Raw genomic sequence first — 26980 nt, forward strand, 5'->3', positions numbered from 1 at the left:
CGCGATGCGCGCCGAGCGGGGCTTCGGCGATGCGCCGACGTCTCGCTCCGTTGTTTCGCGTCGTTCCGCTTCAGACGGCCCGTGCAACCGGCGTCGGGACGAGTTCTTGCGCCCGCTCCGCCCGCTCGATCGAACCTCGCATGACGTCGAGAAAGACGCGCCAGAAGCCGGCGAGCGGCGTCCTCGCGCCTTCGCCCGGCGCCGTGCCCGAGAGCGCCCGGTAGAGTGCGAGACGATGAGGGGGAATATAGGGCAGCGCCAGCTCCTGCGCATGGCGCAGGCAGTACCAATCGGTCGCGAGATCCACGCCGCTGCAGGTCGCAAGCTCCCGGACGGGCACCCCCGCCTCCGCGAGCGGCGCCGCGAGGCGGGTCGCGTCCACCCCGGCCGCCCGCAGGATCCCGTCGAGACTCGCGGCGGCGAAGAGGTCGGCGATCTCGTCCGGCCATTCGCGGGGCAGATAGCGGTGGGTCACGAGCGCGCGGGCGTGTTCGTAGAGGAAGCCGCCATAGTCCGGCGCAACGAAGGCCGGATGCGGCGCCTCGCCCGCGCGCGCCGCCTCGCGCCGGTAGAGCTCCACGAGCCGCCCGTCGAGCGGCAGGCCGGACAGGCCGACGGTTTCCATGGCGCCGCTTCCCGGCCGGAGGACCGCGAAGGCGGGCGGGAAGGCGACCGGCGACGGGACGGCCACATTGACAAGGCGATGCCCCGCAAACTCGCGCGTGGTTTCCCCCGCGACATGCATATGGCCGCTGAAATGGCGCCGCATCCCCGCCTCGATCAGCCGGCGCGCGACCGCGGGCTCCGGCGTGCGGCGCGCGACGTTGGTGTCGCCGAACAGGGCGCGCTCGGCCGCGAGGTTGTCGCCGAAGGGATCCACCACGGGATAATGCGAAAAGCACAGAAGCGTCTTGCCGAGGCGCCGAGCCCGTTCGTGGACATCGGCGATCCAGCGGGTCAGGAAGGGCTTGGAGCGCAGGACGCCGTTCCACCCCGCATTGGTGCTGTCGACGAAGCTGTCTTCCCGGGACAGATCCTCGGTGCCGTCCCGCGGCTCGAAGACGTTGGCGTCGATCATCAGGAGCCACAACCCGTCGGCGGGCTCGACCAGATAGGACGCGTCCGCCATCGAAACGCGGGTTCGCCCGTCCGGTGAGGCGATCTCGTAAACCCGCTCGGCCGGGTCGTCGGAAAGCCCGAACGGCGTTTCCCAGTGGAGGTCGGCAGGATGGCGGGTGAAGCCGTGCTCGAGCATCGGCCGAAGGGCTTCCGGATAGCCCTCGCAATACATGGCGTCCGACAGGACGGCGCCCGGCGTCCGGGCTGCCTCGGCATCGCTGGTGACGAGGACGGGCTGCCCATCGCATCGCAGGAAGCGCTTCGATTGATGGCGGCCGTGCAGCGCATAGCCGTCGTGATTGCCGGGCAGCGCGAAGAACCGGATCCCGTGCCGGTCGCGGTAGCGCCGGAGGAGGCGGGCGACGGATGCCACCGTGGCGCGCTGCCCGTCGTCGCTGTAGTCGCCAAGGAGGACGACGTGGCGGATGCCGCGCCGGACGGTCTCGTCCAGCGCCGCCTGGAGCGCGCCGAAGCTTTCGTTGAAGACGCGCGTCGAGGCGCGCGTGTCGGCCCAGCTGCGAACCGTCAGCCGACGCCCGTCGATGTCCGCGCCTTCGAACCCGTAGTCGCCCTCCACGTCGTGGTAGTGGGCGTCGGCGATCACCGCGACGGGCGGCAGGGCAGCTTGACGGATCATCCTTTCCGGCCTTCGATCAGGTCGATCCAGTCTGAGGCCTTGCGCGCGGCATCGTAGAGCATGGGCTTCGGGGTCTCGAACCATTCGTCGGGGCGCAGCTCGCGCTTCTCCCGGATATGGGCGAGCGCGTCGTCCAGCGTCGGAAACAGATCGCGCTGCTGCCGGTGGAGGTAGAGCGCCACCAGCGAGACCGAACGCGAGCGCCCGCTGCGGCAGTTGACGAGCACGTTGCCGCCGTCGGGGTAGGGGTAGGTTTCGCGCTTGGGCAGGGTCTGGTGCAGCGCGCCGTGCAGGATGTAGTAGGCGCCGAGCATCATCGTGTCCGGACTGCCGCCGCCGTCGATCATGCCGAGCTTGTAGTAGCGGATGGGGGAATAGCCGCTGGCGCACAAGGGCCCGTCCTCGGGGCGGGCCGGCTCGCGCACGAAGTTGACGTCGAGATTGACGGCGCAGTTGACGACGATGCCGATCTCGTTCGCCTTGAGGAGGGCGAGGTCGCGCGCGCCCTCCAGGCCGCCGATGAAGAGCTTGGATCCGAAGGGGCCGAGGCCTTCGGTGATGAGGCTGATCGCCGGGCGGGCGTAGACGGGGGCATCCATGCGGGGTTCCTTGGGCGGGCAGAGCAGGCGCGAGGCCGCCTCTTCCACCGGGTCGTTTCGAAGAACAGGCGTTCAGGCCGCGTCCACCCGGCGCTCCAGCACCGTGACGGGCTTGGCGATGTCGCCGGAGGCGGGATCGAAGACCATGGCGGCGGCGGGATCGAACTCCAGCCACACCTTGCGGCTCGGCCACGCCTCGACGAAGCGGGGAATGAGCGCGGTCAGCGCGGCGCCGCGCGCCGACAGGGTCAGGATGGTCTGCGACCCGGTCGGCTGCACGACGTCGACCTCGGCCGGCAGCGTGTTGGCGGTCGGCCGGTCGTGCAGCGTCAGGCGCTCGGGGCGGATCGCGAGGCGCACCGGGCCCGGCGCCCGGTTCAAGGGGGTCGGCAGGACGATTTCCGCGTCCTGGACCCGCACGACGCTGCGGCCCTCGCGCTCCTCGAGCTCGGCGTCGAAGAGGTTGATCCGGGGGTCGCCGATGAACTCGGCGACGAAGAGATTGGCCGGCTGATGATAGATCTCGTAAGGCGAGCCGATCTGCTGGATCACGCCGCCCTTCATCACCACGATGATGTCGGACATGGTGAGCGCCTCGACCTGGTCGTGGGTGACGTAGATCGTCGTGGCACCCAGATCGCGCGACAGGCGCTTCAGCTCGGTGCGCATCTCCGTGCGCAGAACCGCGTCGAGGTTCGACAGCGGCTCGTCCATCAGGAGGATGGGATTGCGCGCCGCGATGAGGCGCGCCACGGCCACGCGCTGCTGCTGCCCGCCCGAAAGCTCGGAGGGAAAGCGGCCTTCGTAGCCTTCGAGCTGCACCTTCCGCAGCGCCTCGGCGAGGCGCTCGGCGATCTCCGCCTTCGGCTTGCCGGCCTGGGCGAGCGCCAGCGTGATGTTGCGGTCGACCTTCATGTTGGGCCAGAGCGCGTAGCTCTGGAAGATGAAGCCGAGGCCGCGTTTTTCGGGCGGCACGAAATGTCCTTGCGCGCCCGAATACACGGTCCGGCCGCTCAAGGAGAGCTCGCCGGACGAAGGCTGTTCGAGCCCCGCGATGATGCGCAGCGTCGTCGTCTTGCCGCACCCGGAGGGACCCAGCAGGGTGACGAACTTGCCCTTGGGAATTTCCAGGTCGAGCGGCGGGATCGCCAGATGGTCGCCGTAGGACTTGGTGATGGCCTTGAGGGATACTTCGCTCATGATTTCCTCCCGAAACCGGCTTTCGTGGGGCGGCGCGCCCGAAAACGGGCGGCACCGGGGCGGAACCGGGCCGCGCGGCCCGGCTCCCTTTCGCGATCAGTTGCTCGTCTCGTAGATCCAGAAGTCGTTGACGGCGGCCACGTTGTCGCGCTGGAACTCGGCCGAGCCGAAGATCTTGCGCACGTTCGGCCAGTTCTCGCCGCCGGCGGGCAGCGGCACGTCGGTGCGCGGCGAGAAGGTGCCGACCTTGAAGTAGGCCGCCAGACCCTGAAGCTTCTGGAGGCTCTCGCCCTCGCGATAGGGCTTGTCGAGTTTGGTGTCGGGCGTCAGGTCCTTCGAGCCCATCTGGAAGGCGATGAAGAGCTTGGCGGCGTTGGGATGGGGCGCGCGGCCCGCGATCCCGACATAGGTCGAGTAGGCGTAGACCCCCGCCGGATCGACGTCGTAGAGGATCCCGTTGGCGTAGTCGTCGCTGCCGTTCTTGCTGACGTAGTGCATCGAGGAGAAGGTGATCGGCGGGTTCGCTTGGCCCTTAAGTCCCGACGCCGTCGCGAGCTTCGAGCCCGAATCGTAGATCACGAGATCGTTGTCGAGAAGGCGATGCAGGAACTCGTAGCCGGCGTTCTCGATGCCGTCGGACAGCTCGATCGGCTTGCCGGCGTGCTTCTCGTAGGCCGCCGCGAAGTCGTCGGCATGTTCGACGATCTGGGTGAGGAGCGCGAGCGAGGTCAGGGAGCCGAGCGGGCTCTTCATCGCGAAGCGCTTGTTCCACTCGGGCTCGGTCAGCTGCCAGACGTTGGTAACGGGCGGCGCGTCCTTGTAGGTGTCGGCGTTGTACATCAGCACCGTCGCCTCGACGACGTGGGTGAGCAGCGGCTCGCGCAGGTCCTCGGGGATCTTGTCGACGAGATAGCGGGGCACGTAGTTGACGATGCGCTTGTTGGGCAGCATGTCGAAGAACATCTGCGCCGTGCCGGCCGTGTTGACGACGTCCACCGCGTAGACGCCCGCCTGATGCTCGCGCACGACCTTCTCGATCGTCTTCTCCGAGCCGAGATCATAGGCGTTGACCTTGATCTCCGGGTAGAGCTTGCGGAAGTCCTCGGCGAGCGCGTTCACGCCGGAGGACGAGGAATAGATCGTGACCTCGCCTTCCGCCTTCGCCTTGGCGACGATGTCGTCCCAGTTCTCTTCCGCCGGCTGGTACGACCCGAGCTCGGCCGACTTTTCCCAGGTCTCGAAGTCGGCGCCTTGCGCGAGCGCGGCCGAGGCGAGCATGCCCGTCAGGGCGAACGCCGCCAGGGATGCCTTGAAGTGTCTCATTCCTTGTTTCCTCCCCTTCTGGTAAGCGCCGCCGTCAGGCGAAGCCCATCTTCGTATTGCGGAAAACCAGCCGGAACAGGAGGTTGCAGCCGACGACGAGCCCCACCAACAGGAGGGTCGCGGCGCCGATCAGCTGCGGAACGTCGTCCGTCTGATAGGTGTAGATCACGCTGGCGAGCACGGCCGTGGACGGCGTGACGAGCAGGATGATGAGAGACAGCTCGCGCATCGTGCCGATGAAGGACAGGAGCATGCCCGACACGAGGCCCGAGGCGGCAAGCGGGGCGATGATGCGCCGGACGCGGCCGAACCAGCCGATGCCCTGGACGCGGGCCGATTCCTCCAGCGACTTGTCGATCTGGAGCATGGCCGCGATGCCGGTGCGCGAGGTGTAGGGCAGGTTCTTGACCGCCGCGATGAGAACGAGCAGCGCGAACGTTCCGTAGAGTGCCGGGATCGGCCCGAGCGGCTTGGAGAACATGCCGATATAGATCGCGCCGAAGGCGACGGCGGGGAAAATGTACGGCAGGAAGGCCGCCATTTCGAGCGCGCGCGAGGACAGGGTGCCGCGCGTCCTCACCACGACATAGCCGATCAGAAACCCGAGGACGCCGGTGGCGAGCGCGGTGAAGAAGGCGAGGCGCAGGCTGTTCCAGGCGGCATTGAGGATCTGAGGGTTCTGGAAGACGCCGGGGTAGAGCGCGTTCACGCCCCCGCGCTCGCCGATCCAGTAGTGCAGCGTCAGGTTGGACAGGTCGTAGTTTCCGGCCGTGCGCGACAGCGACTGGAGAACGAGAAGGCCGAGCGGCAGGACCACCGTCATGCACATCAGGAGCATGACGAGCCCGAAGACCAGCCAGCGCGCGCCCCCCAGATCGATCTCGCGGCGGCGGAAGCCCTTGCCGGACATGGTGACGAAGCTCTTGCGCACGCCGATCATGCGCTGGTTGATCCAGATGAACAGGATCGCCATGACGACGAGCACCAGCGCCAGGAGATAGCCGTCGCCGACGTTGCGCGAGCCGATCGCGGCGTAGATCTGCGTCGGGAGCACATAGTAGCGGATCGGCATGCCGAGGACGGCGGGGGTGCCGAACGAGCCGATCACGCGGATGAAGGTCATCACCACGGCAGAGCCGACGGCGGGCAGGACGAGCGGCGCGGTGATCGAGACGAACTGGCGAAAGCGAGACATGCCCGCGATCGCGCCGGCCTCCTCCAGCTGGCTGTCGACGGTGGACAGAGAACCGGAGATGATCAGGAAGCCGTAGACGTAGTAGTGCAGCGACAGGCAGATGATGATCGGCACGGCGCCGAAGGCGAGCCAGTCCGGCGGCTGCACGCCGAACAGGTAGACGAAGACGCCGGACGCCCCGCCGATGCGGTCGTTCTTGAAGAAGGTCACCCAGGCGAGCGCCATCACCCAGGACGGCAGCATGTAGGGCAGGACCACGGCGGTATTGACGAACTCGCGGAACGGCACGTTGGTGCGCACCACGACCCAGGCCAGCACCGCGCCGAGCGCGAGGCAGATGGCGGTGGCCCCGAAGGCGGTCACGAGCGAGTTGAAGAAGGGCTTGTAGAACAGGGCCCAGGACATGCGCCCCGAAAACACCCGCTCGTAGTGGAAGGTCGTGAGCTCTCCCGGCTGGCGGCCGGGCAGATAGGCGGCGTCATAGGGCTGGACGGTGACGGTCTCGCGCACGAGCTGGAACAAGGGCACGATCACGAGAAGGCCGAGCGCGATCGCAAGGCCGAGCGCGATCAGCCGTTCGGGCGCGGAGAAGAACCGTGCCGCGCGGCGTGCGATCCGCCCTTCGCGCGAGGGTCGCCGGAGTTCTCCGACATGTTCAACGGTGACCATGCTTTTCCTCCCGAACGGCGTTGGCGAGCCGTATTCACTCGATGCGCGACGACGTGGCCTCGGCGCTACGCCGCCTGCGTTTCGGCGACCTCGCCAGACCTGAGCGCCAGGCGAATGCCGACCGCCTCGCTGACGCCCTCCGCGATGCCGGGCGCCGCCGCCAGGACCGCGCCCCCCTCGCGCAGCGAGCCGAGTTCGAGGTAGGGGCAGACACGCCCGCCCGCTTCCGAGACGATCAGGAGACCGGGCACGCAGTCCCAGGCGTTCATGTGCAGCTCGACATAGCCGTCCGACCTCCCGTCGGCGACATAGGCGAGGCCGAGCGCGCCCGACGCGCCGCGGCGAACGTTCGCTCCGAGGTCCAGGAGCCGCCCCGTCACGCCGAGATAGGCGTCGTTGGCGATGCGGGTGGACCATCCCATCTCGATGGAGGCGGCATCGAACCGGCGCACGGGCGAGCAGAAGATCGGCTTTCCGTTGCGCGTCGCGCCCGCGCCGGCCCGGGCGAAATGGAGTTCGTCGAGCGCCGGGTTGTAGATCGCGCCGAGTTGGGTGACGCCCCCTTCCAGGTAGCCGATCGAGATGCAGAAGTGCGGAATGCGCCGGGCGAAGTTCGCCGTGCCGTCGATCGGATCGACGACCCAGACGCGGTCCCGGATCTCGCCCCCGCCCTCCTCGCCGAAGAAGCCGTCTTCGGGAAAGGCCTGTGCGATCGCCGATCGGATATGGATTTCGGATGCCGCGTCGGTTTCGGTCAGGAAGTCCTGCGGCCCCTTCATGGAGATCGACGCAGGCTCGGAGCGGAACGCGTCGAGGACGAGTGCGCCGGCCGAGCGGATGACGTCGAGACAAAGCGCGGCACGCCCGTCGAGGTCGTCGGAATATCGTGTCGCGGCCCCCATGAACCCTCCCCTTGCACACGTGTTCATTCCTGCACACGTGTGCAGCGTTGGCAACGGTTATTTTCGGACGTTGGTCTTCATGTCGGGAAAACAGGCGTCTTGCTTACGATCCGGGTCGGGCCGACCGGTCGGTACGCCGGCATCCGTCCCGCGAAGCTGCTTCGCTGCGATCGCCGCCTCACGGATATCGTCGCTCTGGATGACATCGGTGTCCAAGCGGGTCGGCAGACGGCTGATGACGACGAACCGGATGCCGTCCGTCTGGCATTCCTCCTTGAAGGAAGCAGGCGGCTCGCCCGACAAGACGAGATTGGCGCGCGGGAAACTCGACGATCGGTTCGATCAAGGACGATGGCGCTGCGCGCGCCGCAGCAGCGCAAGACCCGGCATGCTGATCGGCCTGACGCCGAAGAGCGAGAACAGGTTGGCCCTACGACGCCCCCCCTTTCACGCGTTTCTTCGGTGAATGTCCGCTAGACCACCGATCGCGACACGTCCGCGCGGCGGGCGACTTCGGAAACGGCGACGAAAGTCTTGAGGATGCGGTCCGGTCGCGGGCTCGTGTTTTGCCTGAACGCACCTTTCGTCGCCCGCCGGCGCCCGGACAATGCGCAGCCGCCGGTCAGCCTCCTGCGGCGAGGCGCCGGAGATCGGCTTCGACGCCCGGCGCGCCCGCCAGCACCGGCCCGCCCGATAGCATATCCTGCCACCCGGCGGGATCGATGATCCAGCCGCCCGCCTCCTCCACGAGAAGAAGCCCGGCGTAGCAGTCCCAGGCGTTCATGTGCGGCTCCCAGTAGCCGACGAGGCGCCCGGCAGCCACGTAGGCCAGCATCAGGGCGCCCGAGCCGTTGCGCACGAACATGCCGCCCTCGTCGAGCAGCCGCTCGATGAAACTCGAGACGGTGCGGCTCGGCACGCGGTGGTTGGCACCCATGCCGAGAACCCCGGTGCGAAGGGTGGTGTCGGCGACGCGGATGGGAGCGCCGTTCATCGTGGCCCCGTCGCCGCGCCGCGCCGAGTAGAGTTCGTTGGTGGTGGGCGCGTAGATGACGCCCGCCACGATCTCCGCCCCCCGCATCACCGCGACGGACACGCACCACGCCGGAATGCCGAAGACGAAGGGGCTCGTCCCGTCGATCGGGTCCATGACCCAGGTGAAGCCGGAGCTTCCCTCCTCCAGCGCGTATTCCTCGCCGAGCAGGCTGTCGTCGGGAAACGCGTCGCGGATGCGCCAGCGCAGCAGCGTTTCAACCTCTTTGTCGGCAATGGACACGACGTCCTGCCCGTTCAGCTTTTCGGTCACCGTCAGCCGCGAGCGGTCGCGGAAGTAGCCGAGTGCGATCTGGCCGCCTTCGCGGGCGAAGGCCTCGGCCAGCCGTTGGCGGAGGGCGACCTCGTCCTCGGTCGTACGGTCTCGGGGTGTGTGAAGCATGGGATCTCAGGCCGGAATGAGGGCGACGCCGCGATCGTGCAGCGAGATGCCGACGTCGCTGGAAACGGAACGAACCTTTTCGACCGCCGGGTCGACGATGAAGAGACGGCCGACGGCGGTCTCGACCTCGTATTCGATATGGTCGCCGAGATAGGCGGCGCTGGTCACGCGGCCCTCCAGCGTACCCGGACGGGGATCGCCCAAAACCATCGCGTTCGGGCGGATGGCGAGCTTGGCCGCACCTTCGCGGGCGGTCTCGCCCCGGATCGGATGGGCGAGCCCCCCGACCTTGGCCGCCAGCTGGCCTCCGCCGTCGCGCACGACCTCGCAAGGAACGACATTGGCCTCGCCGATGAAGTCGGCGATGAAGGAGGAGGCCGGCGTCTCGTAGAGTTCGCGCGGCGATCCGGCCTGGGCGATCTCGCCGTCCCGCATCACGACGATGCGGTCGGACACGGCCAGCGCCTCCTCCTGGTCGTGGGTGACATAGACGGCGGTGAAGCCGAGGCGCTGCTGCAACTCGCGGATCTCGGTGCGCACGCGCCGGCGCAGCCGCGTGTCGAGATTGGACAAGGGCTCGTCGAGAAGGAGCACCTGCGGCTCCAGCACCAGGGCCCTGGCCACCGCGACGCGCTGCTGCTGGCCGCCGGACAGTTCGCTCGGCAGGCGCGCGCCATAGCCGGCAAGCCCGACGAGTTCGAGCCCGTTCTCGGCCCGCTCGCGCGCTTGCCCCTTCGACAGGCCGCCCGAGCGAAGACCGTAGGCGACGTTCTCGGCGATCGTCATATGGGGAAACAGCGCGTAGGACTGGAACACCATCGAAACGTCGCGCTCGTTGGCGGGCAGCGCCGTCACGTCCTTGCCGCCGATCAGGATCCGGCCGGCCGTCGGCTGCTCGAGGCCGGCCAGCATGCGCAGCGTCGTGGTCTTGCCACATCCCGACGGACCGAGCAGCGTGACCAGCGTTCCCGGCTCGATCTCCATCGACAGGGCGCGGATCGCCACGACCGCGCCGAAGCGCTTCTCGACGCTCTCGAAGCGGACGGATCCCTTCTTCATCGGGCTCGTCATGCGGTCTTCTCCAGGGAGGGGATCGGGGCGGCGGCGGGCGAAACGGCGGCCGGGCTTTCGCGCCGGAGCCGGCGTTGGCCGACCACGAGCTGGAAGCCGGCGATGACCACGATCATCACCAGGATCAGCGTGGCGGAATAGGCGATGGCGACGCCGTACTCGCCGTTTTCCGTCAGGCCCACGATGTAGGACGTGGCCATGTTGTACTGGGCGCTGACGAGGAAGATCACTGCGCTGATCGAGGTGATCGAGCGCACGAAGGAGTAGACCAGCGCGCTGACGATGGCCGGCTTCAGAAGCGGCAGCACGACGCGGCGCAGCGTCGTGAAGGAGTTGGCGCCGAGCGTCAGCGACGCTTCGTCGAGGCTCTTGTCGAGCTGGCTCATGGCCGCGATGCCGCTGCGCACGCCGACCGGCATGTTGCGGAATATGAAGCACACCACGAGGATGATCGCCGTGCCCGTCATCTCGATCGGCGGCAAGTTGAAGGCGAGCACGTAGGACACGCCGATCACCGTGCCGGGAATGGCGAAGGACAGCATCAGCATGAACTCGAGGAGCTCGCGGCCCGCGAAGCGCTGGCGCACCAGGAGATAGGCCGACAGGAGGCCGACCGCGGCCGTCAGGGGCGCGGCGGCCAGCGCGATCTCCATCGTGGTCCAGAACGAGTTCCAGGCGACGCCCGTCCAGCGCAGGCCGCCGTCGCCGAGCGAGACGGAAAAGGCCTTGGCGTAGTGGTCGAGCGTCAGCGTGTTGTCGAGGCCGAGCGTGCGCACGAAGCTGCCCGCCACGATCATCGCGTAGACGACGAGCGTGAACGCGATCCAGGGCACGACCATGGCGATGACGCCGGCCTTCAAACGAACGTCGAGCGCGGCGTGGCGGCCCGAATCCCCCTTGCCGGTGACGGTGGTGTAGCTCTTGCCCTTCAGCCACAGGCGCTGGGCGGCGAAGGCGGACAGGGTGAAGGCGAGAAGCACGAGCGCCAGGACGGCGGCACGCGCCGGATCGTTCTGCGCGCCGACGACGGCAAAGAAGATTTCCGTCGACAAGACGCCGTGGCTGCCGCCGAGCACCAGCGGGTTGCCGAAGTCGGCCATGCTCTCGATGAAGCCGACGAGAAAGGCGTTGGCCAGACCCGGCCGCATGAGTGGGAAGGTGACGGTCCAGAAGGTGCGCCAGCGGTTCGCCCGCATGGTCTGCGCGGCTTCCTCCATGGAAGGGCTGATGCCTTCCACCACGCCGATCAGCACCATGAAGGCGATCGGGGTGAAGCTCAGCATCTGCGCGACCCAGATGCCCGTCATCCCGTAGAGCCAGCGCCCGCCGTCGTAGCCGGTGAGCGCCAAGATGCCTTGCGTCACGACGCCGGAGCGCCCGAACAGGAGGATCAGCGCCAGGCCGATCACGAAGGGCGGCGTGATGATAGGCAGGATGGTCAGAAGGCGCAGAAGCTTCTTGAAGGGAAAGCGCATGCGCGTGGCGGCCAGCGCGAAGGCGAGACCGAGGACGGTGGTGCCGAAGCCCGTCAGGAGGGCGAGGAAGAGGGTGCGCCACGCCAGGCCGCAGGCGCCGGCTCCGCTCACGCAGTCGAGCGACCAGATCGAGCGATCCTGGATGTTGGACAGGAAGCTCGACGCGTCGAACGCGCCGTCGAAGGACTGGAAGGCGCCGATGAAGAGGCTGGCCAGCGGGTACAGGACGAAGGTCGCGACCAGCGCGACGACGAGGGCGATCGCGGACAGGACGAAGGCGTCGCCGCGCAGCCGGCCCCGCTCGGCGAGGCCAAACGAGACGAGAAGCAGAAACGCCAGCGCCAGCGCGAACGCCCCGATCCCGAAGGGCGGCTGTCCGTCGTCGAGCGGGCCGAAGAGGCTTTCCCAACCGCTCCAGTTCCACCCCCCGTAGCCGACGGACAGACCCTCGGCCACAAGAAGCGCGAGCCCGATCCCGCCCACAGTGGCCAGCCGGGAACCGCGCCGCTCTCCCGGAGGGGAAACGCGCAGGAGAAGGGCCGCGCCGAGCGCCAGGACGACCGGCAGGAGCCAGAAGGCGCCCCGCTCGGCGATCTGGACGACGCCCGGCGCGGCATCAAGGCCGAGCGGCCAAGCCCCGAGCCAGCCCGTGTTCCAAAGGCCGCCCTCCATCCCGTACCAGGGAAGGACGACGACGGCGACAAGCCCGAGGAGCAACGCTGCGTCGAGCCGGCGAACGCGGGAATCCATCGGCGTCCTTTCTTTCGGAAAGCATCGGCGGGCGGGCATGCTTCGAACGGTTTCGAAGCGCCTTGGGGGTGCGGGGGTCCGGCGAGCCCGGCGCTCGCCGCGAGCCTCAGTTGGCGGCGGCGCCGATCTCCTTGTCCCACCGCCCCAGAAGGGCCTTGCGGGTTTCGGCGTTGCCGTACTTGGCGAAGTCGTAGTCGATCAGCTTGATGTCGCCGAGCTTGGGCGCTTCCGGGGGTACGGTCGCATTCTTGTTGGACGGGATCTGGAAGCTGTCGGCCTCGGCGGCCTTCGACTGAACCTCGGCGCTCAGCGCCCAATCGTAGAAGACCTTGGCGTTCTCCAGGTTCTTGGCGCCCTTGACGATCGACATGGAGCCGACCTCGAAGCCGGTTCCCTCGCAAGGGGCGACCGTCTTCACGGGGAACCCTTCCTTGGTCATGGCGACCGCATCGTGCATGAAGACGATGCCGATGCCGGTTTCGCCGCGCGCGGCCGCCTTCACCGGGGCGGACCCGGACTTGGTGTATTGCGTGACGTTGGCGTTGAGAGCCTTCTGATAGGCGAAGGCCTCGTCCTCGCCCATCAGCTGCACGAGCGTCGCCAGGGCCGTATAGGCCGTGCCCGACGAATTCGGATTGGCGACCTGGATCTCACCCTTGTACTTCGGGTCCGTCAGATCCTTCCAGCAGGCCGGGGCCTCCAACCCCTTCTTCTCGAGGATCTGCGTGTTGTAGCCCCATCCGAGTGCGCCCGAGTAGACGCCGACCGTGCGATAGCCCGATACCTCCGCCTGCTTCTTCGCCCAGTCCTGCAGCTCGTCGAGCCTCGGCGACTTGTATTCCAGCGTCAGCTTGTCCTCGGCCGCCTGGAGATGCGGGTCTCCCGTTCCCGCCCACCAGATGTCGGTCTTGGGGTTGCGCGCCTCGGCGCGGATGCGGGCATAGGCCTCGCCCGAGCTCATGCGCACCATGTTGACGTCGATGTCGTGGTCCTTCTCGAAGAGCCGCTCCATCAGTTCGCACCATTTGACGTCGGCCGCGCACACGAGGTTCAGGGAACCTGCAGCCTCAGCCGGCAAAGCCGACGCCGCCATTCCGACGAGCATCGTGGTCACGAGGAAAGTCGCGCGCATTCTGAAGCCTCCCAGCATTCGTTCGTTTGCACTCCTGTGCAAGTTCGCTGGCATCGGGCGCGTTGTCAACGCCTTTCCTGCCTGCCATAGGTGTCGAAGGAACATGCAAGTGATTGCAGGGCGACACGACCTTGAAGCACAAGACGGAACGGCCCGATCGACCACCGGCCTTCGCCAGCGCGGAGGAGGTGGCGCGTCTGGCCGGCGTCTCGCGCTCGGCCGTGTCGCGCGCGTTCACACCCGGTGCCAGCATCTCGAAGGACACGCGCGCCAAGGTGGAAGCGGCGGCCGAGGAGCTCGGCTATCACGTGAACCACCTGGCGCGCGGGCTGATGCGCCGCAAGACGGGCATCGTGTGCCTCGTCGTGGCGGATATCGACACGCCCTATCTTTCGCGGCTTCTGGAACACCTGTCGCGCCTCTTCCAGGAGGCGGGAAAGGCGGTGATGATCCTGAACGCCGGCCGGGCTTCGGGAAACGTCGACGCGGCGCTGCGGCAGACGCTGAACTATCGCGCGGACGCGACCATCGTCCTGTCCGGCACGCCGTATCGCTCGATCGCGCAAAGCTGCCTCGACAGCGGCCAGCAGCTGGTTCTCCTCAATCGCGACGACCATCTGCCCGGCACGGTGAATCTGGCGGTCGACAACGCCAAGGCGGCGCGCACGGCGGCGACGCTGTTCCTCCAGGCCGGCTATCGACGCCTGGCGCTCGTATCCTCCGACCTGCGGACGCCCAGCCTCCTGGCGCGCCGCGAGCATTTCCTCAAGGCCTGCGGGGAAAACGGCCTTGGCGTGCGGATATGGGAGGGAGGGGCGACCGCCTATGAGAGCGGGCTGCGGGCGGGCATGGAGCTGATGACCTCGGACGATCCCCCCGATGCCGTGTTCGCGGTGACCGATCTCCTCGCCTGCGGCGTGATGGACGCGGTTCGCCGGCGGTTCCATCGTCGGATCCCCGAGGATGTCGGCCTGATCGGCTTCGACGACATCGAACAGGCCGGCTGGGCCTCCTACGACCTCACGACATTCTCGCAGCCCGTGACGCAGATCGCGAGCTGGACGGTTCGCCTCGTCGCCGACGGATCGGACATGGGCCAAGGCGCGGACCACGTCTTCGAAGCCCCTCTCGTGTGGCGCTCGTCCGTGCGCGCGTCCGCCTGAGCGTCCGCTATTGCGGAGCGCTTGCGATCTCCGCCTCCATCCCCGGCCGTTCCCGACGTTTGGGAAGCGGCGATCCGAGCACCCTTCCCCACCTTGCCGGATCTGCGACGGCAGGGCTGACGACCGGCGCTGAAGGCTCCGACCCTGCGCTATGGAGGCATAACCCATGCCCCCATGCCTCGGCGTGAGTGCGCCCGTCTCGTCGGCTACATGTTACTGGAAGCGCCCGCCGACACCGATTGCATCGTTTCGGATGGGGTGATCGTGGCGCTGGGTGCGGGTTCGGCTGGTTCCCCTCCCCGTTCTGTCTCGGTTTCGACCGAATTCGCCTTTGCCGATTGCGCGCTTGGACCGCTCGATCCCCTGTTCGAAGATCGACGCCGGCTGGCACGTTCGGCTCAGACCGATGCCAACCACCTCCGGTTTCGGCGCCAGGATCGGCCTGCCGGCGTTCTCGAGTTCGCGCAGCCATACGAGATGATGCAGCACCGCGGGCATTCCGCTTGAGCCACGACCTTGGTGTCGCCAAGACCAAGGAACTCACAAAAATCTATTCCTCGTGTCGGCATCCAAAAGGGAAAATCTCTCAAGGCTGCGCGACCTTTCGCCAAAACATGTCTAATAAATATACAGAAATGATAGATATATTTAGGAGAAATCTGGAACCGCCGTCAGTGTCGCAAATCAGGATCGTAAGCCTTCCCGGCAGCATCGTTCGATCCTCATGCGCTGACGCTCTGGTGGCCCCTGTTGCCAAGCACATCGCGATCTTCGCATCGAGCGCGGATTTCAATGGTGCGCAGCCCGGTCCGAACCTGTCGGCGCGGGTCTACCAAGCGATGGCCGAGGCATTGCCCGTTCTTTCGCGCTAGGACCCCGCGTTTTCGGCGGCCTGACGCTCACCGTCCACCCGTTTTCGGCTCTCCGACTGGTTGATCGATATGACCTTGTCTTCCCTTCCCGTCGATGAGCCCGCGAGCCGGTCGGCGACGACGCCATCCGATGCGCCGGCTCGCCGCATCCCGGCTTGGGTCCAGCTCGCATTCGAGCGCTCGATCGCCATCGCAGCGTTTCTGGCCCTGTGGGAGATCGCCCCGCGCCTCGGCTGGGTGAACGCCACCTTCCTGCCGCCCTTCTCGGATGTGTTGGTGGTGGGATACGACTATGCGATCCAGGGCAAGCTCTGGCCGCATGTGGAAGTCAGCCTCGTGCGTGCGCTTGGCGGCTTCTCGCTCGGCGTCGTCACCGCCGTGCCGCTCGGCATCGTGCTCGGCTGGTACAAGGGCGTCGACCGCTACCTCAACCCGCTTCTCCAGCTTCTGCGCCAGACCAACCCGGTGTCGCTGTTTCCGATCTTCATCCTGTTCTTCGGGATCGGCTACATGACCAAGGTCGCGATCATCTACTGGGTCGTGGTCTGGCCGATCCTTCTGGGAACGATCAGCGGCATCCGCTATGTCGACCCGGCGCTCGTCAAATATGCGCGCTCGATGGCGCTATCGGACCGGCAGCTCTTCCTGAAGGTCGTGGTGCCCTCCTCGATCCCCTCGCTGATCACCGGCATGCGGCTTGCCGCCACCTATTCCTTCCTGATGCTGGTCGTGTCCGAGATGGTGGGGGCCAACAACGGCCTCGGCTATCTCGTGGTCAACTCGCAATACCTCATGAGCATCCACCTTCTCTATGTCGGGGTGATCATCCTGGCGCTTTTGGGCATCACCGCCAACTGGCTGCTGGTGCTCCTGGAGCGGCGGCTGACCTCCTGGAAGGTCGAGCCCAACCTTTGACGGCACGGGGCGCTTGCCCCGCGCGATATCCGATCCGAACCGGCCGGCGGGGCGATCATGGTTCCCCGCGAAGGATGACGTTTGGGAAAAAACGCCCCCGCGTCCCGGCCGATCCGCCTTCCGTTCCCCATCTTCTTCGAGACCCGATCCGATGTTCGACCCTTCGCTCTTGGCGCAGACGCGCCGGACCTTCCTCCTGGCGGCGGCCGCCACCGCGGCTTCCCTCTCGCTCGGCTCCCTGCCGGCCTCGGCCGCCGAGCCGACCGAAATCCGCATCATCGAATCGCCGACGCTTCCCTGGACCAACGGCTGGGAGCTCTTCGACGTCGCCGACGTGAAGGGCTTCTTCGCCGACGAAGGGCTGAAGCTGGTGCGCGTGCCGCTGCCGCCCGAGCAGTACACGACCGCGATCGACGCCGGGATCACCGATTTCGCCGGCTATGCCGACTACGCCTATTTCGCCAACGTTCGGGACAAGGGGCTCGACGTCGTGGAGATCGCGGCCTCCTCGCTCCTGATCGCGCCCGAGATCGGCGGCGACGGCCTCTTCGTGCCAGAGAACAGCCCGATCCGAGGCCCTGAGGACCTCAAGGGCAAGACGGTGGGGATGACCAACCTGTCCTGGTCGAGCGCCTGGTTCACGCTCGACTGGCTCGGCGCCAAAGGCATCACGAAGGACGACGTGACCTATCTTGCCGTGCCCCCGGCGCAGCAGGAGCAGCTTCTTCTGCGCGGCGACATCGACGCGCTCTACGCCTTCGGCCCGCTCGACGCGCAGTTGAAGAAGAAGGGCGGCTATCGTCAGCTCTTCAAGCTGTCCGACCTGACGGGGCGGAAAATCGTGCGCGGCGGCACCATGGCCAAGCGCGAGTTCGTCGAGAAGAACCCCGAAACGGTCCGAAAGTTCACCGCCGCCATCGCTAAGGCCGCCGACTGGGCCAACGCCAATCCGGCCGAGGTCGTGAAGATCCAGGTCGATCTCGGCCATGTCGATCCCGAACTCGCTCCCTGGGTCTACACCAACGACGGCAAGGGCGACTATTCCGTCCTGCGATGGGCCGACCATGCCCTCCAGAACGAGGCGGACGTCCAGTTCTGGCTCGACCTCGTGGTGCGCCAAGGCATCGTGCCGGCGGACAAGCACAAGGCGGCCGACTTCTTCACCGACGAGTTCAACCCCTTCGCCGGGCAGACGGCCTCGAAATAAAGGCCGCTCGCAGGGGCGCCGCGTTTCCTCCTCCCTGTCTGCGTCGCCCCTTCGCATTCCCCTAGCGTTTCCCCTTTCAAGGACCGGTCCGATGGGCTCCACGATCCGCTTCGAGAACGTCAGCAAGACATTCGCCCTCCAGCAGCGGCTGCGGGTGGAGGGAAACTCGGCCGTCTTCACCGCGCTCGACGGCATCGACCTCGACGTGAAGGCGGGTGAGTTCTTCGTGCTCGTCGGCCCTTCGGGTTCGGGCAAGTCGACGCTTCTGGATCTGGCGGCCGGCCTGACGCGGCCGAGCTCGGGCCGCATCCTGATCGACGGCGCCCCGGTCACGGGCCCCGCGCTCGACCGGGGAATCGTGTTCCAGCAATACGCGCTGTTTCCGTGGAAGACGGCGCTCGAGAACGTCGAGTTCGGGCTGGAAGCCAAGGGCGTGCCCCGCCGCCAACGCGCCGGGATCGCCCGCGAGTTCCTGGATCTCGTCGGTCTGACCAGCTTCGAGGACCGCCATCCGCACGAGTTGTCGGGCGGCATGAAGCAGCGCGTGGCGATCGCGCGTGCCCTCGCCTACGACCCCGGCGTCCTCCTGATGGACGAGCCCTTCGCCGCCCTCGACGCGCAGACGCGCGAAACCCTCCAGGATGAGCTTCTGCGCATCTGGGAGCGCTCGGGCAAGACCGTGGTCTTCATCACCCACGGCATCGACGAGGCGGTCTATCTCGGCCAGCGGGTCGCCGTCCTCACCTCGCGCCCCGGCCGCCTGAAGGCGGTGGTCGACATCCCGCTCGTCGCGCGCGGCGGCGAGACGGACATTCGCTCCAGCCCCGAATTCTCGCATCTGCGCCACGAGGTCTGGTCGCTTCTCCACGACGAGGTGCGCCGCGCCGAGCGGCTGGAGCGCGAAGACCACGCCAAGCTTCCCGCCGCCATCGCCGGCTGACCACCCCCAACCCGTTCTACGGAGCTTCCGACATGACCCGTCAACTCCACCTCGCCGGCTTTCTCTGGGCCTCGCATCTGACGCACAGCCACGCCCAGTGGCGCCACCCCCGCCAGGACCCGGACTTCCTGAGCGCCGACTACTACGTCAACCTCGCGCGCATCGCCGAGAAGGGAAAGTTCGACTTCGTCTTCTTCGCCGACATCCTCGCCCTGCCGGAGCGCTACGGCGGCGACATCTCCGAAGGCCTGCGCCGGGGCGTCCAGGCGGTGGCCTCGCTCGACCCGGCGCATGTCGTGGCGATCATGGCGGCGGCCACGACCCATCTCGGCCTCGGGCTGACACGTTCCACCACCTATTATCCGCCCTACGACATCGCCCGCACCTTCGCGACCCTCGACCACCTGTCCAAGGGGCGCGTCGCCTGGAACGTCGTCACCTCGCTGTCTCAGGCGGAGGCGCGCAACTTCGGCTTCGAAAACCATCTCGACCACAATCTGCGCTACGAGCGCGCCGAGGAGTTCCTGGAAGCCGCCTTCAAGCTCTGGGGGAGTTGGGACGAAGGCGCGCTAGTGCGCGACAAGCAAGCCGGCATCTTCGCCGATCCGACCAAGGTGCGCGCCATCCACCACGAGGGCGCGTTCTTCCGCACCAAAGGCCCGCTCAACGTGCCGCGCTCGCCCCAAGGGCGGCCGGCGATCATGCAGGCGGGCTCGTCCAGCCGGGGCAAGGATTTCGCCGCGCGCTGGGCCGAGATCATCTTCGAGATCGACCCGACGCCGGAAGGGCGCCGGGCCTATTATGCCGACGTGAAGCGCCGCGCCGTCGCCTTCGGGCGCGATCCCGACACGATCAAGATCTTCCCCTCGCTGATCCCCTTCATCGGCGAAACGGAAACGATCGCGCGCGAAAAGAAGCGCTTCCACGACGAGCTCGCCGACCCCGTGTCCGGCCTCATCACCCTGTCGGCCCATACCGACCACGACTTCTCGCAATACTCGCTCGACGAGCCGATCGCCGATCTGGAGGTACCCGGCTGCCAGGGGATGTTCGACGTCGCCAAGCGCCTCACCGACAAGGAAAGCCTGCGTCTTCGCGACATCGGCCGCCTCTACGCGCAAGGGGTGCTCCTGCCCCATGTCGTGGGCACGCCGGCCCAGGTGGCGGACGCGATCGAGGAAGGTTTCCACGGCGGCGAGGCAGACGGCTACATCGTCTCGTCCGGTTTCTCGCCGGGCGGCTACGAGGAATTCGTCGAGTTCGTGGTGCCCGAGTTGCAGCGGCGCGGCCTGTTCCGCCGGGAGTACGAGGGCCGCACCCTGCGCGACCATCTGGGCTTGGCGCCCGCCACCCTCGAGCCGCTCGGCCGCCTTCCCGAGGCCGCGGAGTGAGCACCCTCGAGCGCGGCGTCGTTCCGTTTCGCGCACCCGCGCGCGCCACGGCTCTCCTGGCGGAAGCCCGGCGGCTGCGCGCGAGCCTTGCCGAAGAGGCGGGCGCGCGCGATGCCGAGCGCCGCCTTCCCTATGCGGCGATGGCCGGGGTCAAGGCGGCGGGGCTTCATGCCGCCCGTGTTCCCGTCTCCGACGGAGGCGCCGGCGCGACCTGGGGTGAGACGGCGGAGATCGTCCTGGAGCTCGCGCGCGGCGATCCCAACGTCGCGCAGGCCCTGCAGCCGCAGCTGGCGATTACCGAGATCATCCGTGCCGACGCTTCTCCCGAACAGCGCCGCCGCTGGTTCGGCCGGATGCTGGCGGGCGAACTCGTCACCAACGCGGTGGCCGAGCGCGGCGGCGCCTTCTACGGCGACATCGACACGCGCCTTCTCGCCACCGCGGACGGCGAACGCCTTGAGGGCGTCAAATACTATGCCACCGGCAGCCTCTTCGCCGAACATCTCTACGTCACGGCGCTGGATGGGACCGGCGCGGCGACGAGCGCGATCGTGCCGATCGACCGCGAAGGCATCGAGGTCGAGGACGACTGGAACGGCATGGGCCAGCGCACCACCGCAAGCGGCACGGTGCGGCTCGGCGCGGTCGCGGTGGCGCCAGCCGAGCGCATGCCGCTGCCCGCCGGCCGGCGCTGGCACGGCCAGTCGTCGGCCCAGCTCGTCCATGTCGCGATCGACGTCGGCATCGCATTCGCCGCGCTGGACGATGCCATCCTCCTCGCCCACTCGCATGGGCGCACGCTTCGCGAAAGCGGCGTCGGGCCGGCGGTGGAGGACCCCTACGTCCTCCAGGCGATCGGCGACATCTCGGTGCGGGCGGAAGGAGCGGCGGCGCTCGTGCGCCAGGCGGCGACCCGTGTGGATGCGGCCGCCGATGCGTTCTTTGCGGATGGCGGCGAGGACGCGCTCTTCGTCGCCGCCTCGATCGCCGTCGCGCAGGCCAAGATCCTGGCGACGGAAGCCGCGCTCGCCGCCTCCGAGAAGCTTTATCTCGTGGCCAACGCATCGGGCACCGACCGCTCGCTCAACCTCGACCGGCACTGGCGCAACGCGCGCACACACACGCTCCACGATCCCGTCGCCTACAAGTTCCACTTCGTCGGCGACCACCTGCTCAACGGCCGCGCCCCGCCGGTCACCGCCAAGATCTGAAGGCGAGCCTCGTTCCATGACCAAGCGACTGATCTTCAACGGCTTCTCGATGAACGTCGTCAGCCACATCTATCACGGCCTGTGGCGCCACCCGGACAGCCGGCAGACCGAGTTCAACGATCTGCAATACTGGATCGACCTCGTACGCATCTTCGAGCGCGGCAAGTTCGACAACGTGTTCCTGGCCGACGTTCTGGGCGTCGATCCCGTGTATCGCGGGACATGGGACACGTTCATCCGCGAGAGCGTGCAGATCCCGGTCAACGATTCCTCGACGCTGGTGGCCGCGCTCGTCGGCACGACGGACCGCATCGGGCTGACCTTCACCTCGTCGATCCTCCAGGATCACCCGTTCTCCTTCGCCCGGCGCGTTTCGACGCTCGACCATCTCAGCCGCGGGCGCATCGGCTGGAACATCGTCACCAGCGTCAGCGACAACGCGGCGCAGAACTTCGGCCTCGATCGCATCGTGCCGCACGACGAGCGCTACGAATGGGCGGAGGAATATGTCGACGTCGTCTACAAGCTCTGGGAAGGATCGTGGGACGACGACGCGGTTCTGGCTGACCGGGCAGCCAACACCTATGCCGACCCGGCCAAGGTCCATCGCATCCACCACGAAAGCCGGCGCTACAAGGTGCGGGGCCCGCATCTGTCGCAGCCCTCGCCGCAGCGAACGCCGGTCCTGTTCCAAGCCGGCTCCTCCAAGACCGGCCGTGCCTTTGCCGCGCGCCACGCAGAAGGCACGTTCATCATCAGCCTCAACCCCGCCGGGGCACGGCGGCTCGTTGCCGACGTCAACGCTCAGGTAGAGGCCGCCGGGCGCCGGGCCGGCGATCTGAAGTTCATTCAAGGCCTGTCCTTCGTGGTCGGCTCGACGGAGGCGGAAGCGCGCGAGAAGGCGCGCGCCCTCGACGAATGGTCGAGCACGGACGGGCTCCTCGCCCATATCAGCCGCGATCTCGGCATCGATCTCGGGCTTCTCGACCCCGAACGCCCGGTGGAGGAGCTGAAGATCGACGGCGTCCAGGGCTACATCGCTAATTTCGAGGACGCCAACCCGGGCCAGAAGGCTCGTGTCGGCGATCTCGGCCACGCCCTGTCCTACAACACGCGCATCGTCGGCACGCCCGAAAGCATCGCCGACGATCTCGCGGAATGGAGCGATGCCGGCATCGACGGGGTGAACCTCATCTGCCAGACCTCGCCCGGCACCTATGTCGACTTCGTCGATCACGTGACGCCCGTCCTCCAGGCCCGCGGTTTGGCGCAGAGGGAATACGCAGAAGGAACCCTGCGCGAGCGCCTGTTCGACGGCAACGGCCCTCACCTACCCGAGCGCCATCCGGCCCGGCGGTTCCACAACGCCTTCGCCCGGCAGGACGCCTTTCTTCAACTGACGGACGCCTGAGCAAGGATCTCGACGATGACCACCATTCCCGACGCCGTATCGGTCCATTGGTTCCTGCCGACCTCCGGCGAAACGCGCTATCTCGGCACCAGCGAGGGGGCGCGTCCAGTGGACCTGCCCTATCTCAAGCAGATCGCGATCGCCGCCGACTCGCTCGGCTACGAGGGCGTCCTGATCCCCACGGGGTCGGGCTGCGAGGACGCCTGGGTGGTGGCTTCCGCCTTGGTGCCGCTGACCGAGAAGCTGCGATTTCTCGTGGCCGTGCGCCCCGGCCTTCTCCAGCCGACGCTGGCCGCGCGCATGACCGCGACGCTCGACCGCCTGTCGAACGGGCGGCTTCTCATCAATGTCGTGACCGGGGGCGATCCGGCCGAGAACCGGGCGGACGGCATTCACCTGACCCATGACGAGCGCTACGCCGTCACCCGCGAATTCCTGGACATCTACAGGCGAGTTCTCGCCGGCGAGACGGTGAACCACAAGGGCGAGCACTACGACATCGAAAACGGCCGGATCCTGTTCCCGACGCGCTCCAAGGCTTCGCCACCGATCTATTTCGGCGGTTCTTCGGAGGCCGGTGTCGATGTCGCGGCCGAACATGTGGACCTCTTCCTGACCTGGGGCGAGCCGCCGGCCCAGGTGGCCGAGAAGATCGAGCGCGTGCGCCGCGCGGCGGCCGCGCGCGGTCGCACGGTGCGCTTCGGCATCCGGCTTCATGTGATCGTGCGCGAAACGAGAGGCGAAGCCTGGGAAGCGGCCGACAGACTGATCAGCCGCCTCGACGACGAAACGATCGCGCTGGCGCAGACCCGTTTCGCCGCCATGGACTCGGTCGGCCAAGCGCGCATGACGGCGCTGCATGGCGGGCGGCGCGACAAGCTGGAAGTCTCGCCGGATCTCTGGGCGGGCCTCGGCCTCGTGCGCGGCGGGGCGGCGACGGCGCTCGTCGGAGACCCAGCTACCGTCGCCGAGCGCATGGACAAGTACCGGCGCCTGGGCATCGACACGTTCATTTTGTCCGGCTATCCGCACCTGGAGGAGGCGCACCGCTTCGCCGAGCTCGTGTTTCCACGCCTACCCCTGGCGCACGGGACGGGCCCCGACCGGCTCGACGCGCGCGGCGAAAGCATCGCCAGCACGTCGCGCCCGCGCGCCGCTTCGGCGAGTTGATCCGTCGAAAGCCGTCGGCACGGCGCCGGCCGGCGGCACAGGGGCGGCATGCTCGTCTAGACCATTGCGATGGCCTCGGCGAGCACCCTTCCCTTTGCAATCGCCGTCCCAGCCGAATTCGACTCCGGGTTCAGCCGACGGTCACCAAGCGGTATAGCCGCCGTCGGCGAGAACGACGGAGCCCGTCAGCAGGCTCGCCGCGTCCGATGCCAGGAACAGAACCGCGGACGCGATCTCATCCGTGCGCCCCATGCGGCCCATGGGCGTTCCGCCGATCCAATGCGTCATCATCTCGGGATCGTCGTAGACGAAGCTGGTCAGCGCGGTTTCAATATAGGTCGGCGCGACCGCGTTCACCCGGACACCGCGCCCGCCCCATTCGGCCGCGAGCGACTTGGTCAGGTGGTGCACCGCCGCCTTGGAGGCGTTGTACTGCGCCTGCTCTTGGGGCCGATTGACGATGAACCCCGACATCGATCCGATATTGACGATAGAACCGCTGCCGCGCTCCAGCATGCCCTTTCCGAAGGCGCGGCAGCACCAGAAGACGCCGTTGAGATTGACGTCCAGCACCTTGAGCCACACGGTGTCGGCCATGGTTTCGGCCGGCTCGTTGCTGATGGCGATACCGGCATTGTTGACGAGCACGTCGACGCGGCCGTGCCGGGCGAGAATCCGGTCCCGAAGCGCATCCACCTCGTCGGCCCGCGTCACGTCGAGACGCATTCCTTCCGCGCTGCGGCCCATGGAGCGCAATCGTTCCGCCCCCGCCTCGGCACCTTCCAGGCTGAGATCGGCCAGAACGACGTGGGCCCCGGCTTCCGACAGAGCTTCGGCCGTGGAGAAGCCGATGCCTTGCGCGGCACCCGTCACGAGAGCGATCCGGTCATCAAGGCGGAAGCGTTCCAGATACATGTTCATCCTCCATTCCGATATGCGAAGGCTCGCGCCCTCAGGTCAGGGCGCTTCGAAGGGGTTCGCCGCGAAGGGCACGCGCGCCCTCTTCGGCCGCCAAGCGCTGCAGCGCGGCCACCGAAGCCTCGGAGTAGAAGGCGGCGTGGGGTGACAGGATCACGTTCGGAGCCTTCCGAAGCGGCGAAGCGTTGCTCAAGGGTTCGGCCTCGAAGACGTCGAGCCCCGCCCCCATCACGTGTCCCGTCTCCAGCGCCTCGGCCAGCGCGACCTCGTCGATCAACCCGCCGCGCGACACGTTGACGACAATGGCATTCTGCGGCAGTCGCGCCAGTTCCGCCCGGCCGATGAGATGGCGTGTTTCGGTCAGAAGGGGCACGTGAAGCGACAGAATCTCCGCCCGCTCCACAACCTCGTCCAACCCCGTGAGTTGGACCCCGAGCCGCTCGGCGGCATCGGGAGAAGCGAACGGATCATGGGCGACGAGCCGGCAGCCGAAGGTTGCCATACGCTGCGCGAAGGCTTGTGCGATCCGGCCGAAGCCGACAAGGCCGACCGTGGTGTCGCGCAACGAGCGCAAGGCGGGTACCATGGCGGCGATGCTCCACGACCCGCCGCGAACGCCCTCGTCGAAACGCCCGAGCCGGCGCGACAGAAACAGGGCCATGGCGGCGGCGTGGTCGGCCACCTCCTCGACCCCGTAGTCCGGCACGTTGCAGACGTGAATGCCGAGTTCGCGCGCCGCATCGAGGTCGACATTGTCGACGCCGACGCCGTACCGGATCACCACCGCGCCGCGCGGGAGCGTCTTTTGCACCGCGCGGGACATCGGGGCGAAGTTGTTGAACACGACGCTCGCGCCCGCGACGGCAGCCATGGTCTCGGCTTCGCCTCGGCACTGATGGCTGGCGAAACCGGCGCCCTCCGCCATCGCCATGGCCCGCTCGGTTTCGACGTCCGCAAAGGCATGGTCGGTGACGACGACGCCGGGGCGCACGATAGGTGCACTCACGACAGGAGGCCGCGACCGGCAAGGTTGCGCATCAATGCCCGCGTCCCGAACGTCCAGGGTGCGGCCTTGTCGGAGAAGGTCACGGTGTTGGACAGGGTTCCCAGAAGCGGCGTCGAGATCTCCACCACGTCGCCAGCCTTATGGGTGAAGCCGCTGCCCGGATGGTCTCGGTCCTGGACGGGCGCGAACATGGTGCCGAGAAAGAGCATGAATCCGTCGGGGTACTGATGACAGGCGCCGGATGCCTGGGACACGAGATCGGCCGGCTTGCGGCTGATCTCGGCCATGTTGGAACGGCCCGTCATTTCGAACCCGTCCGCCCCGCGCACCGACATCGAGAGCGTTGCCGCCTCCACGTCGGCTAGCGAGAAACGGTCGTCGAACAGGCGAATGAAGGGGCCGACGGCACAGGATGCGTTGTTGTCCTTCGCCTTGCCGAGCAAGAGCGCCGAGCGACCTTCCACGTCGCGAAGGTTGACGTCGTTGCCGAGCGTCGCACCGACGATCCTGCCGCGACCATCCACCGCCAGCACGATTTCCGGCTCCGGGTTGTTCCAGGCGGAGATCGGATTGACGCCGACGAAGGCGCCATGGCCGACGGCGGACATCGGCTGCGATTTGGTGAACACCTCGGCGTCCGGTCCGATGCCGACCTCGAGATACTGCGACCAGAGCCCTTCGCGCTGAAGGATGTCCTTGACTTCTTGAGCCTCTTCGGACCCGGCGCGAATGTTGGCGAGGTTGCCCCCGATCAAAGTGCCGATACGCGAGCGGATCTCCTCGGCACGCTTGGGATCACCGCCGGTGCGCTCGTCGATGACGCGCTCGATCATGCTTTGAGCGAAGGTCACGCCGCAGGCCTTGAGGGCCTGCACGTCGCAGGGCGCGAGAAGACAAGGCGCCTGGGCGCCGTATCCCGTCTCGTCCGGCGAGCGCAGGAAGCTCTCGACGGGGCCGAGCACTTCGCCATCCAATGTGTCGAAGCGGGCCGACGGGTCCATGTCGAGAAGATCGGCCATCGTGGGCGCGCTGCGCGTCACGTCCACAACGGCGCCACCCCGCAGGATCACAACGGACGGTCCGTCCGCCTCGGGACGCCAGACCCGGCCGACGAGCTTGGCGTTCTCGCAATTTTCTGGAAGCATGGAAGGGCTCTCGATAAGTAGCAAAACTATTTATTGGCTCTTCGATAGCGAAGGCGTGGTATGGCGGCAAGCCCCGATCTCGAATTGCTCGCCTTGCGTTGCGGGCAGCGGGTGGCCGAGCAAT

At 67.3% G+C, this 26980-nt stretch carries 24 protein-coding genes; 9 read left to right on the forward strand and 15 right to left on the reverse strand.

What is annotated here, in order from left to right; genetic code table 11:
• Positions 1–70: 70 nt before the first annotated feature.
• The 11 genes from H7A85_RS12500 to H7A85_RS12550 all read right to left on the reverse strand — a co-directional run bounded on the left by H7A85_RS12500 (position 71) and on the right by H7A85_RS12550 (position 13507).
• Positions 71–1756, reverse strand: coding sequence for a metallophosphoesterase (locus H7A85_RS12500; protein WP_244631167.1), 1686 nt, complete (start codon positions 1754–1756; stop codon positions 71–73).
• Positions 1753–2355, reverse strand: a complete 603-nt coding sequence (locus H7A85_RS12505) for a dual specificity protein phosphatase (protein WP_182086264.1) — start codon at positions 2353–2355, stop codon at positions 1753–1755. The genes H7A85_RS12500 and H7A85_RS12505 overlap by 4 nt, the downstream gene beginning before the upstream one ends.
• Positions 2356–2427: 72 nt before the next feature.
• Positions 2428–3555 carry an ABC transporter ATP-binding protein gene (locus tag H7A85_RS12510; protein ID WP_182086265.1) on the reverse strand — a complete coding sequence of 376 codons (1128 nt, stop codon included), beginning with the start codon at positions 3553–3555 and terminating at the stop codon, positions 2428–2430.
• A gap of 96 nt (positions 3556–3651) precedes the next feature.
• Complete coding sequence (locus H7A85_RS12515; protein WP_182086266.1) at positions 3652–4878, reverse strand: substrate-binding domain-containing protein; 1227 nt, start codon at positions 4876–4878, stop codon at positions 3652–3654.
• A gap of 34 nt (positions 4879–4912) precedes the next feature.
• Positions 4913–6742 carry an iron ABC transporter permease gene (locus H7A85_RS12520; protein WP_182086267.1) on the reverse strand — a complete coding sequence of 610 codons (1830 nt, stop codon included), beginning with the start codon at positions 6740–6742 and terminating at the stop codon, positions 4913–4915.
• A 65-nt stretch (positions 6743–6807) separates the two neighbouring features.
• Positions 6808–7644 (reverse strand): inositol monophosphatase, encoded by an 837-nt coding sequence (locus H7A85_RS12525; protein ID WP_182086268.1) that lies wholly within the window; start codon positions 7642–7644, stop codon positions 6808–6810.
• 57 nt (positions 7645–7701) lie between these two features.
• A complete protein-coding gene (locus tag H7A85_RS12530) occupies positions 7702–7947 on the reverse strand; it encodes a hypothetical protein (RefSeq protein ID WP_182086269.1) in 246 nt (81 codons plus the stop codon).
• A 319-nt stretch (positions 7948–8266) separates the two neighbouring features.
• Positions 8267–9079 (reverse strand): inositol monophosphatase, encoded by an 813-nt coding sequence (locus tag H7A85_RS12535; protein WP_182086270.1) that lies wholly within the window; start codon positions 9077–9079, stop codon positions 8267–8269.
• Between the two features lie 6 nt (positions 9080–9085).
• Entirely contained in the window at positions 9086–10150 is a 1065-nt protein-coding gene (locus H7A85_RS12540; RefSeq protein WP_182086271.1) for an ABC transporter ATP-binding protein, read from the reverse strand.
• Entirely contained in the window at positions 10147–12375 is a 2229-nt protein-coding gene (locus tag H7A85_RS12545; RefSeq protein ID WP_182086272.1) for an iron ABC transporter permease, read from the reverse strand. Before H7A85_RS12545 ends, H7A85_RS12540 begins: the two co-directional genes overlap by 4 nt.
• Positions 12376–12481: 106 nt before the next feature.
• Entirely contained in the window at positions 12482–13507 is a 1026-nt protein-coding gene (locus H7A85_RS12550) for an ABC transporter substrate-binding protein (protein ID WP_182086273.1), read from the reverse strand.
• A gap of 113 nt (positions 13508–13620) precedes the next feature.
• On the opposite strand from H7A85_RS12550, the gene H7A85_RS12555 reads away from it, so the two are divergent.
• Positions 13621–14670, forward strand: a complete 1050-nt coding sequence (locus H7A85_RS12555; RefSeq protein ID WP_244631169.1) for a LacI family DNA-binding transcriptional regulator — start codon at positions 13621–13623, stop codon at positions 14668–14670.
• A gap of 213 nt (positions 14671–14883) precedes the next feature.
• On the opposite strand, the gene H7A85_RS12560 is transcribed toward H7A85_RS12555, so the two are convergent.
• Positions 14884–15159: a hypothetical protein gene (locus tag H7A85_RS12560; protein WP_182086274.1), complete on the reverse strand. Its 276-nt coding sequence runs from the start codon at positions 15157–15159 to the stop codon at positions 14884–14886.
• Positions 15160–15173: 14 nt separating this feature from the next.
• On the opposite strand from H7A85_RS12560, the gene H7A85_RS12565 reads away from it, so the two are divergent.
• The 8 genes from H7A85_RS12565 (at position 15174) to ssuD (ending at position 23787) form a co-directional block, all read left to right on the forward strand.
• Positions 15174–15542: a hypothetical protein gene (locus tag H7A85_RS12565; protein ID WP_182086275.1), complete on the forward strand. Its 369-nt coding sequence runs from the start codon at positions 15174–15176 to the stop codon at positions 15540–15542.
• Positions 15543–15611: 69 nt separating this feature from the next.
• Positions 15612–16457: an ABC transporter permease gene (locus H7A85_RS12570; protein WP_182086276.1), complete on the forward strand. Its 846-nt coding sequence runs from the start codon at positions 15612–15614 to the stop codon at positions 16455–16457.
• Positions 16458–16608: 151 nt separating this feature from the next.
• The gene (locus H7A85_RS12575; RefSeq protein WP_182086277.1) at positions 16609–17664 is read left to right on the forward strand and encodes an ABC transporter substrate-binding protein; all 1056 of its coding nucleotides are present in this window, start codon (positions 16609–16611) and stop codon (positions 17662–17664) included.
• Positions 17665–17755: 91 nt separating this feature from the next.
• Entirely contained in the window at positions 17756–18604 is an 849-nt protein-coding gene (locus H7A85_RS12580) for an ABC transporter ATP-binding protein (RefSeq protein ID WP_182086278.1), read from the forward strand.
• 32 nt (positions 18605–18636) lie between these two features.
• The gene (locus H7A85_RS12585) at positions 18637–19995 is read left to right on the forward strand and encodes an LLM class flavin-dependent oxidoreductase (RefSeq protein WP_182086279.1); all 1359 of its coding nucleotides are present in this window, start codon (positions 18637–18639) and stop codon (positions 19993–19995) included.
• Positions 19992–21206 carry an acyl-CoA dehydrogenase family protein gene (locus H7A85_RS12590; RefSeq protein WP_182086280.1) on the forward strand — a complete coding sequence of 405 codons (1215 nt, stop codon included), beginning with the start codon at positions 19992–19994 and terminating at the stop codon, positions 21204–21206. The genes H7A85_RS12585 and H7A85_RS12590 overlap by 4 nt, the downstream gene beginning before the upstream one ends.
• Before the next feature lie 16 nt (positions 21207–21222).
• Positions 21223–22617, forward strand: a complete 1395-nt coding sequence (locus H7A85_RS12595) for an LLM class flavin-dependent oxidoreductase (RefSeq protein ID WP_182086281.1) — start codon at positions 21223–21225, stop codon at positions 22615–22617.
• A 15-nt stretch (positions 22618–22632) separates the two neighbouring features.
• Positions 22633–23787, forward strand: coding sequence for an FMNH2-dependent alkanesulfonate monooxygenase (gene ssuD / locus H7A85_RS12600; RefSeq protein WP_182086282.1), 1155 nt, complete (start codon positions 22633–22635; stop codon positions 23785–23787).
• Positions 23788–23928: 141 nt separating this feature from the next.
• Here ssuD and H7A85_RS12605 read toward each other — a convergent pair whose 3' ends face one another.
• From H7A85_RS12605 to H7A85_RS12615, 3 genes are read right to left on the reverse strand one after another with little or no spacing between them, the layout of a single operon-like run.
• Positions 23929–24702: a glucose 1-dehydrogenase gene (locus H7A85_RS12605; RefSeq protein WP_182086283.1), complete on the reverse strand. Its 774-nt coding sequence runs from the start codon at positions 24700–24702 to the stop codon at positions 23929–23931.
• A gap of 37 nt (positions 24703–24739) precedes the next feature.
• Positions 24740–25711, reverse strand: a complete 972-nt coding sequence (locus H7A85_RS12610; protein WP_182086284.1) for a C-terminal binding protein — start codon at positions 25709–25711, stop codon at positions 24740–24742.
• Entirely contained in the window at positions 25708–26856 is a 1149-nt protein-coding gene (locus H7A85_RS12615) for a fumarylacetoacetate hydrolase family protein (protein WP_182086285.1), read from the reverse strand. The genes H7A85_RS12610 and H7A85_RS12615 overlap by 4 nt, the downstream gene beginning before the upstream one ends.
• Positions 26857–26980 lie beyond the last annotated feature (124 nt).

The sequence above is a fragment of the Aureimonas sp. ME7 genome (assembly GCF_903970965.1).
Lineage (GTDB): Bacteria > Pseudomonadota > Alphaproteobacteria > Rhizobiales > Rhizobiaceae > Aureimonas.